We start from the raw sequence: 14264 nt of genomic DNA on the forward strand, positions 1-14264 counted from the left end.
TCCGTATCCACGACCAGAAATGGGAGGCAGCCAGGTGACCGCGCCAACAGGGAACGGGATCTCTCGAAGAGGTGTGATCGGCACCGCAGCCGCGGTGGCCGCCGCAGGCTGGACAGCAGGGTCCGGCACCGCCTGGGCGGCGCCAGGGTCGTCCGAAGGCGCGGAGGACGTGTACGAACGCATGGCGAGAGCGGCCGCCCTGCGCTGGCGGCGGCTGCCCGGCGACTGGAAGGACGGCCCCTTCCTCGGCAACGGCCTGCTCGGGGTGCAGGTCTACCGAGGCGCGACGGCCAACTCCGTGAAGGTCATGGTCAGTCACAGTCAGGTGCAGGACCAGCGACCTCAGTGGCGTGCCCCGTACGGCTTCTCCCGTCTGCCCATTGGGCATTTCGACCTCACGCTCGCCGGTGAGGTGACCGGCGTCGACTGGACCCTTGACCTCTGGGACGCCGAGCTGCGCGGCACCGTCACCACCACCCGCGGCAGCGTCCGCTTCTCGATGCTGGTGCACAACGCCCGTACCGCGCTGCTGATCTCCACCCGACCCAGTGCCGGCGAGGAGACCGCGGCCTGGTCGTTCACGTGGCTGCCCGCCATCTCGCCCCGCGAGAAGGACAAACCCGCGGACTACACGGGCAACCCGGACCCCCGCACCGGATCCGCCGGCACCACCCACTACGTCGAGCAGCCGCTGGTCGCGGGCGGCGGATGGACGACCGCCTGGCGCGAACGGCGCGTCGGCAGTGGCAGGTTGCTGGCCGCGCACATCGTCTACGGCTTCCCCGAGGACCTCTCGCGCACGACGCAGCGGGCGGTCGCCGAGGTAGGGCGCACGTTCTCCGCGAACCCGGACGGGCTGGTGCGCGTCCACCGCGCCTGGTGGCACCGCTTCTACCGGCGCAGCCTGGTCTCGGTCCCGGACAAACGCATTCAGGACTTCTACTGGATCCAGCTCTACAAGGCCGCCTGCGCCACCCGGGCCGGCGGTCCCTCGATGTCGGAGTGGGGGCCGTGGTACCCGGAGACGGGCGGCAGTTGGAGCGCCGTCTGGTGGAACCTCAACGTGCAGATCGCCACGTGGCTGATCCAGGGATCCGATCACCCCGAACTCGACTCCGTCACCTCCACCTTCAAGAGCTTCGAGAAGTACCTGCCGCAGTCCGTCCCGCCGGAGTACCAGGACGGCGCGACCTACGCCCTGGCCCACCCCTCGGACTGGATGCTGCGCCCCGGCGCCAAGACGGTCGGCATCCCCGGCACCGCCACGAAGACCGACAACAACGGCAACCTCATCTGGGCCATGCACAACGTCTGGCTCAGCTACCGCCACAGCATGGACGTGTCGATCGTGCGTGACGTCCTCTACCCGATCCTCGTGAAGGCGGTGAACTTCTACGACCACTTCCTGTACGAGGGCAGCGACGGCAAGCTGCACCTGCCGCTCACCCGGTCGCCCGAGTGGGCGGACGCCACCGACTGCACCTACGACCTCTCCCTGATCCGCTGGGGCTGCGCCACCCTCCTCGACTGCCTGCGCATTCTCCGCACGGACCATCCGCGCGCCGGACGCTGGCGTGAGATCCTGCAGCGCCTGGTGGCCTACCCGCGTGACGAGACCGGCATCAACATCGGCGCCGGCAAACCCCTCACCGAGTCGCACCGGCACTTCTCGCACATGCTGTGGCTCTTCCCGCTGCACGAGCTGGACTGGGACCGCCCCTCCGACCGGGACACCATCCGGACGACCTTCGACCACTGGGTCAAGGACCGCAGCCTGTGGGCCGGTTACAGCTACGCCGCCGCGTCCTCGATGGCCTCCCTGACAGAACGGCCCGAGGACGCCCTCGACTTCCTCACCTACTTCACCGACGGCAACGTCATCAAGAACGCGTGGATGACCCCGAACACCATGTACGTGGAGGGCGGCAACCTGGCCGTCGAGAGCCCGCTGACGGCGGCCCAGTCCGTCCTCGACATGGTCGTGCAGAGCCACGGCGGCGTCGTACGGGTCCTCCCCTCGGTATCGGGGCGCTGGCCCGACGTGTCGGTCCAAGGCCTGCGTACCCAGGGCGCGTTCCTCGTCGACGCCGACCGATCGGGTGGCCGGACCCGCTGGGTGCGCGTCCACAGTGAGGTGGGCGCGCCGCTCGTTCTGGACCACGGCATCGACGGTGCCATCGACGTACGGGACGAACGCGGGCGGCGGCTGCGGTACCGGGAGACGGGGCCCGGTCGCATCGAGATCCCGCTCGGCCGGGACGAAACGGCCGTCGTCCTGCCGCACGGCACCGACCCGGACCTGCGTCCGCGGGACGTGCCGGCCGTCGGCGACGCGAAGCCGTGGGGGCTGCCGGACTGAGTCGTGGCGCTTACGTCGGTGTCGGCCTGTCGTACAGGCCGACACCGCCGGCCGACGGCGCCGCGCCCGCCCTGCCGTCCGCTGCCCGGCCACTTCGGTCAGGCTCGGCGGGCACAGGACGCGAGGCGATCGGCGAGCGCGGTGACGAGGTCGCGCAGTTCATCGGGGCGCTCGATGACGAACGGCAGGTCGAGTGAGGCGAGTACCGGAGGCAACCAGTCGAGCCGCTCCGCCCGCAGTTCGACGCGCAGCCAGCGCTCGGTCGTCCGGTCCTGGCCTGCCGCGGGCCGGTGCTCCTCCAGGCTCGCGACGCTGGCGGGCAGGTGGGCCCGGATCTGCTCAACCGTCCCGTGGATACGCAAGGTCACCTCGTGCCGGTACTCGGCCGTGGCGAGCGCGGACAACACGCGCTGTGCCGGACCGGGACCCACGGGCACCTCGAATGAGCCGGGCAGGGCCCGCGCGTCCGCGATGCGATCGAGCCGGAAGGTCCGGTCCTCGCCGATCTCGGCGTCCTCGCCCGTGACGTACCACCGGCCCGCATGCGCGACGATCCCGTAAGCGTGCAGCGTGCGTTCGCTGCGCCGTCCGTCGCGGCCGGTGTAGCGGAGCGAGACCGGCCGGTGGTGGCGCACCGCGTCGGCGATGGTGAGCAGGATCCCGGAGTCCGGCGTATCGAACTCTCCGGGCTGCTCGGTGAAGGCGAGGGATTCCAGGAGTGTGTCGAGCCGACGGGCGAGGTGTTTGGGCAGTACCCGCCGGATCTTCGCCGATGCCGTCTCGTTCGCCGTGTGCTGCGTCGTCGTCAGCCCTGCCCGGCGTCCGGCGACGAGACCGAGCAGTACGGCCAGCGCCTCGTCGTCGCTGAACATGAGCGGCGGCAGACGGTACCCGGGAGCGAGCCGGTACCCGCCGTAGCGGCCACGTACCGATTCCACGGGCACATCCAGGTCGATCAGGTGGTCCACATACCGCCGCACGGTGCGCCCTTCGACACCGAGCCGGTCTGCCAGTTCGGCCACCGTCCGGGTGCCGCCCGACTGCAGCAGCTCCAGGAGTGTCAGCACGCGGGCAGTGGGTCGGGGCATGTGCCAACCCTAATGCGAATACAGGACCGATTCTGTCCACTATCTCTCCTAGCCTGCGCAGTGCCCGCCTTCAGCACAGCCAAGGAGATCCCCATGGAGTTCGTCTCGATCCGCATCATCACCGGCGACGTAGCGCGCCTCGTCGACTTCTACGAACGAGCCACCGGGGTGCGGGCGACGTGGGCCACCGATGACTTCGCCGAGCTCAACACCGCCGGCGCCACCCTCGCGATCGCCGGGACCAGCACCGTCCCCCTGTTCGCTCCAGGCTCTGCCCGCCCGGCGGACAACCACAGCGTGATCACGGAATTCCTCGTCGACGACGTGGACCGCGCTCACCAGAACCTGACCGACTTCGTCACCGACTTCGTCAACGGGCCCACCACGATGCCCTGGGGCAACCGCTCGCTGCTGTTGCGTGACCCCGACGGCAACCTCGTCAACTTCTTCACCCCCGTCACCCCTGCGGCCATCGCCAAGTTCGCACGCTGACGCCCCGCACAGCCGCTCATACCGGGAGCCCTGAGATCCCAGGGCTCCCGGTGATGGCGCCCGTCGGTAATTGACAGGGTACGGAAGTACCTCTTAACGTACCCACATCCGGAGGCGACGCGCCGGCTCAAAGAGGAGCACCGATGCAGCACCTGTACGACATAGATGTCCAGGTTCCGATGCGTGACGGCGTAGCCCTCGCTGCCAACGTGTGGCATCCGGCCGACGGGGCCGCCCCGACGCTGCTCGTGCGCATGCCGTACGGCAAGGACGTGATGGGCTTCGGCCAGTCGGCCATCCCCGACCTCCTGGCTCTGGTGCAGGCCGGCTACGCGGTGGTCGTGCAGGACTGTCGGGGCACCCACCGCTCGGAGGGCGACTTCGTTCCCCATATGGCCGACCGGAACGACGGCGAGGACACCGTCGCCTGGATCGCGGACCAGCCGTGGTCGGACGGCACGGTGGGCATGTACGGTCCGTCCTACCTCGGGATGGTCCAGTGGGAGACCGCCGTGACCGGCGCCCCCGCCCTCAAAGCGATCGCGCCGACGTTCACCTCGATCGACAACTACGAGGCGCCCTGGTACTCCGCGGGCGGAGCGCTGTCACTGAGCCTGGTCACGATGTGGAACGCCATGATGTACACGGCCGACGCGCAGCGGTCCCTGGCGGCAGGCGAGGACACCCTGTCCCAGTTGCAGCAGCTCGGTCAGGCAGCGCTGTTCCCCGAGGCTCTCAACGAGGTGCTGCCGACGGCCGAGGTCCCGGTCCTGGCGGCGTACGGCAAGTGGTGGGACGACTGGATGGCCCACCCGTCCCACGACGGGTACTGGGACGCCATGGAGCTCACACCCGAGCTCAAGAACGTCACGGCCCCGGCGCTCAACATCGGCGGCTGGTACGACCTCTACATCGGGCAGACCCTGCGCACCTACACCGCCGCCCGCCGACAGGCAGGCAGTGCGCCGGCGCGCGAGGGGCAACGGCTGATCGTCGGTCCGTGGGATCACATGTCCGCGAGCGGCGTCTATCCCGACCGCTCCTTCGGCCCGCTGGCCAGTGCCCAGATGATGGGCCTGACCGCTCTGCATGTGAAGTTCTTCGACCACTGGCTCCGCGGCGACACCACCGCCCTGGACGACGTGGCACCCGTGAAGATCTTCGTCATGGGCATCGACCAGTGGCGCGACGAGCAGGAATGGCCGCTGCCCGACACGCAGTGGACCGACTTCCACCTGACGAGCGACGGCCACGCCAACACCGCAAGCGGGGACGGCGTGTTGACGACCGAGCCGCCGACCGGCGCCGGGCACGACACCTATCTCTACGACCCGCGCCGCCCGGTTCCCACAGCCGGCGGGGCGTGCCTGCCGATGACGCCGGGGTTCGGCGGCCCGGTCGACCAGCGGACCGTCGCCGGCCGCGAGGACGTCCTGTGCTTCACCGGCCCCGTGCTCGAGGAGCCCGTCGAGGTCACCGGTCCGGTCAGCCTCACCCTGTTCGTGTCCTCCTCGGCGGTGGACACCGACTTCACCGCCAAGCTCGTCGACGTCTTCCCCGACGGCAGGGCGATCAACCTGTGCGACGGGATCCTGCGCGCCCGCTACCGCAAAAGCCTCGCCACGGAAGAACTGATGGAGCCCGGCACGGTCTACGAGATCACCGTCGACATGACCGCCACCTCGAACGTGTTCCTTCCCGGTCACCGCATCCGCGTGGACGTCTCCAGCAGCAACTTCCCCCGCTACGACCGCAACACCAACACCGGCGGCGTCATCGCCCGGGAGAGCGAGGAGCAGATGATCCCCGCGGTCAACCACATCCACCACGGACCGAACCACCCCAGCCGCCTGGTCCTGCCCGTCATCGACCGCAAGGACCAGCAGTGAGCGCCGCCGACCGGGTCGCCGAACTGACCGCGACCTTCACGGCGCCCTCCCTGGATGTGGCCTGGCTGCTGTGCGACCAACACCCCGCCGACCGAGTCGCGTTCACCGTCGTCGACGCCACCGGTGAACCTTCCGTTCTGTCCTTCGGAGAGCTGGCGGCGGACTCCCACCGCTGTGCTCGGGCGCTGAAAGACCTCGGTGTCGGCCCGGGGGACAGAGTCGCGACCCTCATGGGCAAGAGCACCGACCTCGTCACCGTCATCCTCGCGATCTGGCGGCTCGGCGCCGTCTACGTCCCGCTGTTCACCGCGTTCGCGCCCCAGGCCATCGCCCTGCGTCTGGAAGGCGCGGGTGCGCACGTGGTGGTGGTCGACCCGGACCAGCGCCACAAACTCGACCCCGGCCCCGACATGCCGGACGACCCCCAGCGCCGTGTCGTCGTCACCGGAAGCGGCGCGCAGCACGGCGACGCGTCGCTGTCCGACCTCACAGCGGCCGCGTCACCGGATCCGGTGCCCGCCGTCACCACCAGCGGGGACGGACCGCTGGTGCACATGTTCACCTCCGGCACCACCGGCAAGCCCAAGGGGGTCATCCACCCCGTCTCCTACATCGCCGGATGGCAGGTCTACCTGGAGTACGGTCTCGGTGTCACCCGGGACAGCAGCTACTGGTGCGCCGCCGACCCCGGCTGGGCGTACGGCCTGTACTCCGCCATCGTCGCTCCGATGGCCGCCGGGATCCCCAGCCTGCTGCTGTCCGGCGGGTTCTCCCCGGAGACAACCTGGCGCACCCTGGCCGACCACCAGGTCACCGACTTCACCGCCGCCCCGACCGTGTACCGGGGACTGCGCTCCTCACCGGTGCCGGTGCCACAGGGACTGCACCTGCAGCGGGCGTCCAGCGCGGGCGAGCCGCTGACCCCCGAGGTCAACGAGTGGGCCGCTGCCGCGCTCGGCCTGGCCGTGCACGATCACTTCGGCCAGACCGAGGTCGGCATGCCGTTGGCCAACCACCACCATCCCGAACTCGCCCGCCCGCTCAAGGCCGGATCGATGGGCCGGCCGGTGCCCGGCTGGAGCCTGACCGTCCTGGCCGACGAGAAGGACGAGCCCGCGGAACCAGGCGTGCTCGGCAGGGTCGCGATCGACGTCGCGGAAAGCCCGCTGATGACTTTCAGCGGCTACCAGATCCCAGGGCAGGCCGACGCCAAGTTCACCGCCGACGGCCGCTGGTACCTCACGGGCGACGCCGGGCGCATCGACACCGACGGCGACTTCTTCTTCTCCTCCCGCGACGACGACGTCATCATCATGGCCGGCTACCGGATCGGGCCGTTCGAGATCGAGAGCGTCCTCGCCCAGCACCCCGCCGTCGCCGAGTGCAGCGTCATCGGCGCACCCGACGACGTCCGCGGCGAGGTCATCGAGGCGTACGTCGTCCTGCGCGACGGCCACGACGCCTCGCCGGACCTGGCCGCCGACCTTCAGCTGCTGGTCAAGACCCGCTACGCCGCCCACGCCTATCCGCGCACGATCCACTTCATCGACGCCCTGCCCAAGACACCCAGCGGCAAGACCCAGCGCTACCTGCTGCGCAGCCGCCGTCGCACCGAACTTTCCAGCCGAGAGACACAGTGACCGACACGGACCCCCTCATCGTCGAGCAACGCGGCACCGTCAGGTGGCTGCTGCTCAACCGCCCGGAGCGGCGCAACGCCCTCGACATCACCCTCATCGAAGCCCTGGACAAGCAGATCACCAGCGCCGAGGCCGACCCCGGCACCGCCGTCATCGCCGTGGCCGGCAGGGGGCCGAGCTTCTGTGCCGGCGGGGACTTCCACCAGTTCCTGGAGCTGCACGAGCGGGGTGACAACCCGGTCGACTTCCTGTCCGACGTGTCGGCCTGCTTCAGCCGCATCGCGGCCGGCCCGAAACCCTGGGTCGCCGTCCTGCACGGTCACGCTGTCGCCGGGGGCCTCGAACTCGCCCTGGCCTGCGATGTCGTAGTGGCCGCCGACACCACGCTCATCGGCGACGGTCACGTCATGCGGCGGCTGGTACCGGCCGGCGGGTCCAGCGTCCGGCTTCCCGGTGCGGTCGGACGCGGACTGTCACGCCGGCTCTTGCTCACCGGCGAGCTGCTGCCCGCGACCGCCTTCGCGCACACCGGCTGGATCCAGGCGATCGTGCCCGAGGCCGACCTGGAAGCCACCGCCACCCGCATCTGCCGGCAACTGGCCGACCAAAGCAGCCCCGCCCAGCAACGCCTCAAGATGCTCCTGCACCGCATCGACGGCATGCCCCCCGAGCAGGCCCTGCGCGAGGAACTGGCCGTCTTCGCCGACAACTGGCAGGCCAGCTCGGTCGCCGACGCCCTGCGGGCCTTCCTTGCTCCCCGGACGACGAAAGCAGACACCCAGTGAACCGCTACCACGGACGCGTCGTCGCCATCACCGGCGCCGCCCAAGGCCTCGGCCTCGCGATGGCGACCCGGTTTGCCGCGGAGGGCGCCACCGTCGCGCTGGCCGACGTCAACCACCAGGCCCTCAGCGACGCCGCCAAGACCATCACCGACGCCCACGACGCGACACTCCGCACCGACGTGGTGGACGTGACCGACTCCGCCCAGGTCAACGCCTGGATCACCGCTGTCACCGGCGATCTCGGCCGCCTCGACGCGCTCGTCAACAACGCCGGCATCATCCGCGACAACCGCGTCGAGGACATCACCGACGACGACTGGCACGCGGTCCTCGACGTCAGCCTCACCGGCGGCTTCCACTGCGCCCGCGCCGCGTTCGCCCCCATGAAACGCCAGGGCTACGGACGCATCATCAGCTTCTCCTCCATGTCCTGGCGCGGGAACTTCGGCCAGACCAACTACGTGGCCGCCAAGGCCGGCATCGTCGGCATGACCCGTACCCTCGCACTCGAGGGCGCCCGCCACGGCATCACCGCCAACGCGATCGCCCCCGGCCTCATCGAGACACCGATGCTCGCCTCCATGAACGGCCCCGCACGCGACAAGCTCACCAACAAGGTCCCGATGCGCCACACCGGCAGGCCCGAGGACATCGCCGAAGCCGCGGCCTTCCTCGCCGGGGAAGCCGCCGGCTACATCACCGGCATCGTTCTCGACGTGGACGGCGGCATCTCGATCGGATCCTCCATCCGGTAACCGCGAACGCGACCGATCCGGTTCGCCGTCGTGCAGGCACATGGTGGTCTCGAGGTGGTCCTTTGGACCGGAAGGTACTGATGCAGGGTGTAGTCGTCACCGCGTTCGAGGGACCTGATGCCCTGGTCGTACGAGAGCTTCCGGAGCCGGAGGCCCAAGAGGGTCAGGTCCTCATCGACGTCGAGTGGGCGGGCGTGGTCTTCCCCGACCCTCCTGCAGACTCGCGGGGAGTACCAGACGCGTCCCGAACTGCCGTTCATCCCCGGCTGGGAGATGTCCGGAACGGTCCGCACGGACGGTGCCGGATTGCATGCCGGTGACCGCGTGGCAGCGCTGCCGGTCACCGGTGGCTTCGCCCAGACGGCCGCTGTCGACGCGTCGATGGCCTTTCCACTCCCGGACAACGTCGACACCCGCCGTGGGGCGGCCCAGCCCCTCAACTACCTGACCGCACATTTCGCCCTGGTTCACCGGGGTGCTTTCCGCCCAGGCAACTGGCCGCGGCGTACGGCGCGCGCGTCATCGCCGTCGTGTCCACCGACGAGTAGGCCGAACTGGCCAGGTCGGCGGGAGCACACGAGGTCGTACGGGTCGGCGGATTCCTCGACGAGGTCAGGTTCCTCACCGACGGCCGAGGCGTCGACCTCGTGGTCGACCCCGTCGGCGGGGACCGCTTCCCGGACTCGCTTCGCGCGCTACGGCACGGCGGGGGACGCCTCCTCGTCCTGGGATTCGCCGGCCGGGGCATCCCCACGGTCAAAGCGAACCGTCTGCTGATGACCAACACCTCGGTGCTCGGAGTCGGGATGGACGAGTACTGGCGGCAGGATCCGGAAGCCGCCCGCGTGCATTGGCACGAACTCTGGCCCTTGCTGAAGCGAAGAGGCCTCGGCAGGACACTGCTGTGGGTACGTCAGGCCGTACGCTAGTACCCACTTGCAGGGGTCGTTTCCTCTGGCCCGGACGACCACCCGTCGCTCCGGGCGGGGACGCCCATGGGAGACTGCTGCGGTGACGGCCCCAACTGACTCGCGTGACCGACGCCCCCGCCGAACGGCGCGCAGGCGCGTCGTCGACACTCGTCGGCGGGACGAGCTGCTGCGCCAGGCCGAGGCGATCATCCTGACCGAAGGCTTCACCGCCGTGACCATGGATGAGCTCGCCCAGCGACTGGGGTGCTCCAAGGCGACGCTGTACAGCCTCGCCTCCACGAAGGAACAACTCGTCCTGGCGGTCACCCGCGCCTTCTTCCGGGACGCGACAGCCGAGATCGAACAGGCCGTCCAGGCCGAGCCCGACCCCAGGCAGCGCATCCGGGTCTACCTCACCGGCGTCGGCACGGCCATGCGCCGGCACTCCCACGCCTTCTACGACGACATGGTCGGCTACGAACCGACCGCGCAGATCTACCGCACCAACTCCGCCGCCGCGGCGCGCCGGGTCCACGAACTGATCGAGGACGGCGTGCGGACCGGCGTTTTCCGCGCGCTCAACGGCCACTTCGCAGCCCAGGTCGTGGCGGTCACCATCGACGCGGTCCAGTCGGGGGCCCTCCTGGAGAGCACCGGCCTGACCGCCGGCGACGCCTTCTCCGAGCTCGGTGACCTCCTGCTGGACGGGCTCAGTTCGGAGCAGGGCGCAGGCGAGTCCCCTTCCACCGCTGTGCGCTCGCCGAGGGACGAGGCCGCGGCGCCGAAGTGAGGCCCGGGGGAGGGGCGAACCTCGCGGACAGCCGCGGCATGCAGCACATGAGGGCGCACCTGGGTGGTGGGACCGCCGGTGTGAGCGCCACTCCACCAGGCAGAGACCGCCGATCCATGGATAAACCTTCCTCTCCCGCCCCTGCGCATGCCCTCCTACGGTCGAGGCTGCGGGCGCTCACCGGCCCGCCGTACCGAAGGAGCAGGACCCCCATGAAGATGACCGGCAACACGATCCTGATCACCGGCGGAACCTCGGGCATCGGCCTCGGCCTGGCCCTGCGCCTGCACGAGGCCGGCAACAAGGTGATCGTCGCCGGCCGGCGCAAGGAACTCCTCGACGAGATCACGGCCGAGCACCCGGGCATCGACGCCCTCGTCCTCGATGTCGCGGACCCCGACTCCATCGCCCGGGCCCGCGAGACCGTGGCGGCGAGCCACCCTGAGCTGAACATCCTGGTCAACAATGCCGGCATCATGCTGCGGGAGGACCTCCTCGACCCGTCCGGACTCCCGGTCGCAGAGGACCACATCACAGTCAACCTGCTCGGCACGATCCGGATGACGTACGCCTTCCTGCCCCTGCTGGTGGGCAAGGACGACGCGGTCGTCATGAACGTCACCTCCGCGCTGGCGTTCGTGCCGTACCCGATCACCCCGACCTACAGCGCGACCAAGGCCGCGCTGCACTCCTTCTCCGAGAGCCTGCGCGTCCAGCTCGCCGACGCCGGCGTTCAGGTGATCGAGGTGGTCCCGCCCGGCGTGCGCACGACCCTGCTGGGCCAGCAGGACAGCGACCACGCCATGCCGTTGGACGACTTCCTCACCGAGACGTTCGATCTGCTGCGCGAGAAGCCCGACGCGAAGGAGCTGGTCGTCGAGCGCGCCGGGTTCATCCGCGATGCGGTGGCCAAGGGCTCCTACGACGACGTCCTCACCATGATCACCAGCAGCTGACCGGCCTGCGGCAGGTCAACAGGTCTGATGACCGTCGGGTCGTCTCGCTGTGAGCGTCCTCGTCCTCGGCCCGGCGGCTTCGCGCGGGTGGGGGAGGAGGGCTCAGCCATGGATCGGCGGTCTCTGGATAGCCGGCCGGGATGCGGCGAGGATGAGCGCATGGACAAGAAGGAACTCGCGGAATTCCTGCGCCACCGGCGTGAGACGCTGCGCCCCCGCGACGTCGGCCTGGTCGAAGGACCGCGCAGGCGTACGCAGGGGCTGCGCCGCGAGGAGGTCGCGCAGCTCGCCGGCATGTCCACCGACTACTACGCCCGGCTGGAACAGCAGCGTGCTCCGCAGCCCTCCGTCCAGATCACCACGTCCCTCGCCCGGGCACTGCGGCTGACCCTGGACGAACGCGACCACCTCTTCGTCCTCATCGGCCACAACGCCCCGGCCCGCTTCCACCGCTCCGAACATGTCAGCCCGACACTGATGCGGGTCCTGGACCGTCTGGACGACTCTCCGGCCATGGTGCAGACCGACCTGTTCGAGACCCTCGCGATGAACCCCCTGGCCGTCGCACTGCTCGGCGACCAGATGCGCCACACCGGTCTGGCCCGCAGCGGCTACTACCGCTGGTTCATGGACCCGGCCGAACGTCTGATGGTTCCCGAGGAGACCCACGAACGCCACGGCCGCGCCCAGGCAGCACGCCTGCGTGCCGCGCTCACGGCAGGCAGCGACACCCCCCGAGCCGCCCGGATCCTCGCCGAACTGCAGGAACGCAGCCCCGAGTTCGTCCGCATGTGGGAACTTCAGGAGGTCGCCCAACGCTACGACGACTGCAAGACCATCCTCCATCCCGAACTCGGCCGCATCGACGTCGACGCCCAGGTCCTGTTCACCGAGAACCGCGCCCAGACCCTCGTGGTGCTGACCACCCGCCCCGGCACGGAGAGCCACAGCAAGCTCGAACTGCTCTCCGTCATAGGACAGCAGCAGGTCACGCCCTGACGTTCTCCGTGATCGGGCCGCCGGTTTGACCGGATGCCGCCTCCGCTTTACTCTCGAATGCATACGGAGGCAGCATCCGTTTTGGTGCGGTCGCAGGATCAGGGCAGGCAGGAGGGTGCATGAGCACCGGTGAACAGCGGGTACGCAAGCCCCGCGCGGACGTTCAGCGCAACCGCGTCGCCCTCCTGGAGACCGCGCAGCGTCACTTCCTGCAGCACGGGGTCGGCACCTCCCTCGAGTCGGTGGCCAAGGAGGCGGGCGTCGGACCCGGCACCCTGTACCGGCACTTCCCCACCCGGGAGGCGCTGCTGGCGGCGGTGCTGCAGACGCGCTCCGAGGAGCTGGTGGCCCGCCAGGCGGACATCGAGCAACTCATCGACCCCGCCGAGGCGTTGGACCAGTGGCTGCGGGCAATGGAGGAGTACTTCAGCGCCTACAGCGGTCTTCCGGAACCGCTCATGGCCGCGGCCCGGGCGCAGGAGCCGGACAGCCCGCTCACGATTCCCTGCGACATCCTCATCACCGCCACCGACGAGTACGTGCGAGCAGCTCAACGCGCGGGGCACGTGCGCGCGTCGGTACGGGGGTACGACCTGTTCCTCGCGGCCTGTTCCATTGCCTGGATCAAGGGCAACGGTCCCGACGAGGAGTCGCTCGACCGACTTCGCGCACTGATCGCGAGCGGTTACCGCCAACGGGACAACCAGGCGTAACCGCCAGGCCCCACGCCACCCCACGCCGCTCCGCTCCCAACGCCAAGCGGCGCCACGACACAGCCATCCCATCGCGCTGCCCTCAGGGGCAGCACAACCTCGCGAAGGACAAATCATGAAAATTACCGTCATAGGCGCCGGCGCCATCGGCGGGAACCTCGCTGTCAAGCTCAGCACGGCCGGTCACGACGTCCAGGTGGCCGTCACCCGCGGTCCCGAGGCCGTCAAGGCCGAGGTGTTGGAGTCGGGTGCCCGCGCGGTCGACCTCACTGACGCCGTCCAGGGCCGGGACGTCATCATCCTGGCCATCCCCTTCGGGGCGGCGGGGAAGCTCGCCGGCCTGTTCGCCTCAGTCCCCGCCGACACGGTGATCATCGACACCGCGAACTACTACCCGGGCGTCCTCAGCGGGCAGATCGAGGCGGTGGACAACGGCCAGGTGGAGAGCGTGTACACCGCCGAGCAGCTCGGCCGTCCCGTCATCAAGGCGTGGAACGCCGCGCTCGCCGAGACCCAGCGCACGCGGGGCGTCCCGGCGGGAACTCCCGGCCGTATCGCCATCCCGGTCGCGGGCGACTCCGAAGAGGCGCGGAAAGTGGCCATGAGCCTGGTGGACGACACGGGCTTCGACCCGTACGACGCGGGCGTCCTGGCCGACTCCTGGCGCCAGCAGCCGATGGGTCCTGCCTACTGCACCGAACTCACCCTCGACGAACTCCCCGCCGCCCTGGCCGCGGCCGATCCGGTCAAGGACAGGGCCGTCCGCGACAGCATGCCGGAGCGCTTCGCCGCCCTCGGTGCCGATCCCACCGTCGACGACGTCGTCGAGATGAACCGCGCCGCCCACCGCTGACTCACCCGACGCGGCTCTCGTGCACGCAACGGCA

General features: G+C 69.7%; 13 protein-coding genes and 1 pseudogene. 13 read left to right on the top strand and 1 reads right to left on the bottom strand.

The genetic code is table 11. From position 1 onward, the window contains the following. Positions 1–73: 73 nt before the first annotated feature. Complete coding sequence (locus BFN33_RS12840) at positions 74–2359, top strand: glycoside hydrolase family 95-like protein (RefSeq protein WP_370743277.1); 2286 nt, start codon at positions 74–76, stop codon at positions 2357–2359. A gap of 98 nt (positions 2360–2457) precedes the next feature. On the opposite strand, the gene BFN33_RS12845 is transcribed toward BFN33_RS12840, so the two are convergent. Then, entirely contained in the window at positions 2458–3447 is a 990-nt protein-coding gene (locus BFN33_RS12845; RefSeq protein ID WP_069760077.1) for a YafY family protein, read from the bottom strand. A 93-nt stretch (positions 3448–3540) separates the two neighbouring features. Here BFN33_RS12845 and BFN33_RS12850 point away from each other — a divergent pair, with 93 nt between their 5' ends. From BFN33_RS12850 to BFN33_RS12900, 12 genes and pseudogenes are all read left to right on the top strand, one after another. Next, the gene (locus BFN33_RS12850) at positions 3541–3939 is read left to right on the top strand and encodes a VOC family protein (protein WP_069760078.1); all 399 of its coding nucleotides are present in this window, start codon (positions 3541–3543) and stop codon (positions 3937–3939) included. Between the two features lie 143 nt (positions 3940–4082). Further along, positions 4083–5828, top strand: a complete 1746-nt coding sequence (locus tag BFN33_RS12855; protein ID WP_069760079.1) for a CocE/NonD family hydrolase — start codon at positions 4083–4085, stop codon at positions 5826–5828. After that, the gene (locus BFN33_RS12860) at positions 5825–7468 is read left to right on the top strand and encodes an AMP-binding protein (RefSeq protein WP_069760080.1); all 1644 of its coding nucleotides are present in this window, start codon (positions 5825–5827) and stop codon (positions 7466–7468) included. The genes BFN33_RS12855 and BFN33_RS12860 overlap by 4 nt, the downstream gene beginning before the upstream one ends. Next, the gene (locus tag BFN33_RS12865; protein WP_069760081.1) at positions 7465–8253 is read left to right on the top strand and encodes an enoyl-CoA hydratase/isomerase family protein; all 789 of its coding nucleotides are present in this window, start codon (positions 7465–7467) and stop codon (positions 8251–8253) included. Before BFN33_RS12860 ends, BFN33_RS12865 begins: the two co-directional genes overlap by 4 nt. Then, positions 8250–9008, top strand: a complete 759-nt coding sequence (locus BFN33_RS12870; RefSeq protein ID WP_069760082.1) for an SDR family NAD(P)-dependent oxidoreductase — start codon at positions 8250–8252, stop codon at positions 9006–9008. Before BFN33_RS12865 ends, BFN33_RS12870 begins: the two co-directional genes overlap by 4 nt. Positions 9009–9125: 117 nt before the next feature. After that, positions 9126–9398, top strand: a pseudogene (locus BFN33_RS55465) (alcohol dehydrogenase catalytic domain-containing protein); the annotation flags it as partial. A gap of 164 nt (positions 9399–9562) precedes the next feature. Beyond that, positions 9563–9937 carry a zinc-binding dehydrogenase gene (locus BFN33_RS53675; RefSeq protein ID WP_218108984.1) on the top strand — a complete coding sequence of 125 codons (375 nt, stop codon included), beginning with the start codon at positions 9563–9565 and terminating at the stop codon, positions 9935–9937. A gap of 82 nt (positions 9938–10019) precedes the next feature. Then, a complete protein-coding gene (locus BFN33_RS12880; protein ID WP_069760084.1) occupies positions 10020–10709 on the top strand; it encodes a TetR/AcrR family transcriptional regulator in 690 nt (229 codons plus the stop codon). A 212-nt stretch (positions 10710–10921) separates the two neighbouring features. Beyond that, positions 10922–11665 carry an SDR family oxidoreductase gene (locus tag BFN33_RS12885; protein WP_069760085.1) on the top strand — a complete coding sequence of 248 codons (744 nt, stop codon included), beginning with the start codon at positions 10922–10924 and terminating at the stop codon, positions 11663–11665. 159 nt (positions 11666–11824) lie between these two features. Then, a complete protein-coding gene (locus BFN33_RS12890; protein ID WP_069760086.1) occupies positions 11825–12664 on the top strand; it encodes a helix-turn-helix transcriptional regulator in 840 nt (279 codons plus the stop codon). A 119-nt stretch (positions 12665–12783) separates the two neighbouring features. After that, entirely contained in the window at positions 12784–13377 is a 594-nt protein-coding gene (locus BFN33_RS12895) for a TetR/AcrR family transcriptional regulator (protein WP_069760087.1), read from the top strand. A gap of 115 nt (positions 13378–13492) precedes the next feature. Further along, positions 13493–14230 carry an NADPH-dependent F420 reductase gene (locus BFN33_RS12900; RefSeq protein ID WP_069760088.1) on the top strand — a complete coding sequence of 246 codons (738 nt, stop codon included), beginning with the start codon at positions 13493–13495 and terminating at the stop codon, positions 14228–14230. The last annotated feature ends 34 nt before the right edge of the window (positions 14231–14264 follow it).

It is taken from the genome of Streptomyces sp. LUP47B (assembly GCF_001746295.1).
GTDB lineage: Bacteria > Actinomycetota > Actinomycetes > Streptomycetales > Streptomycetaceae > Streptomyces.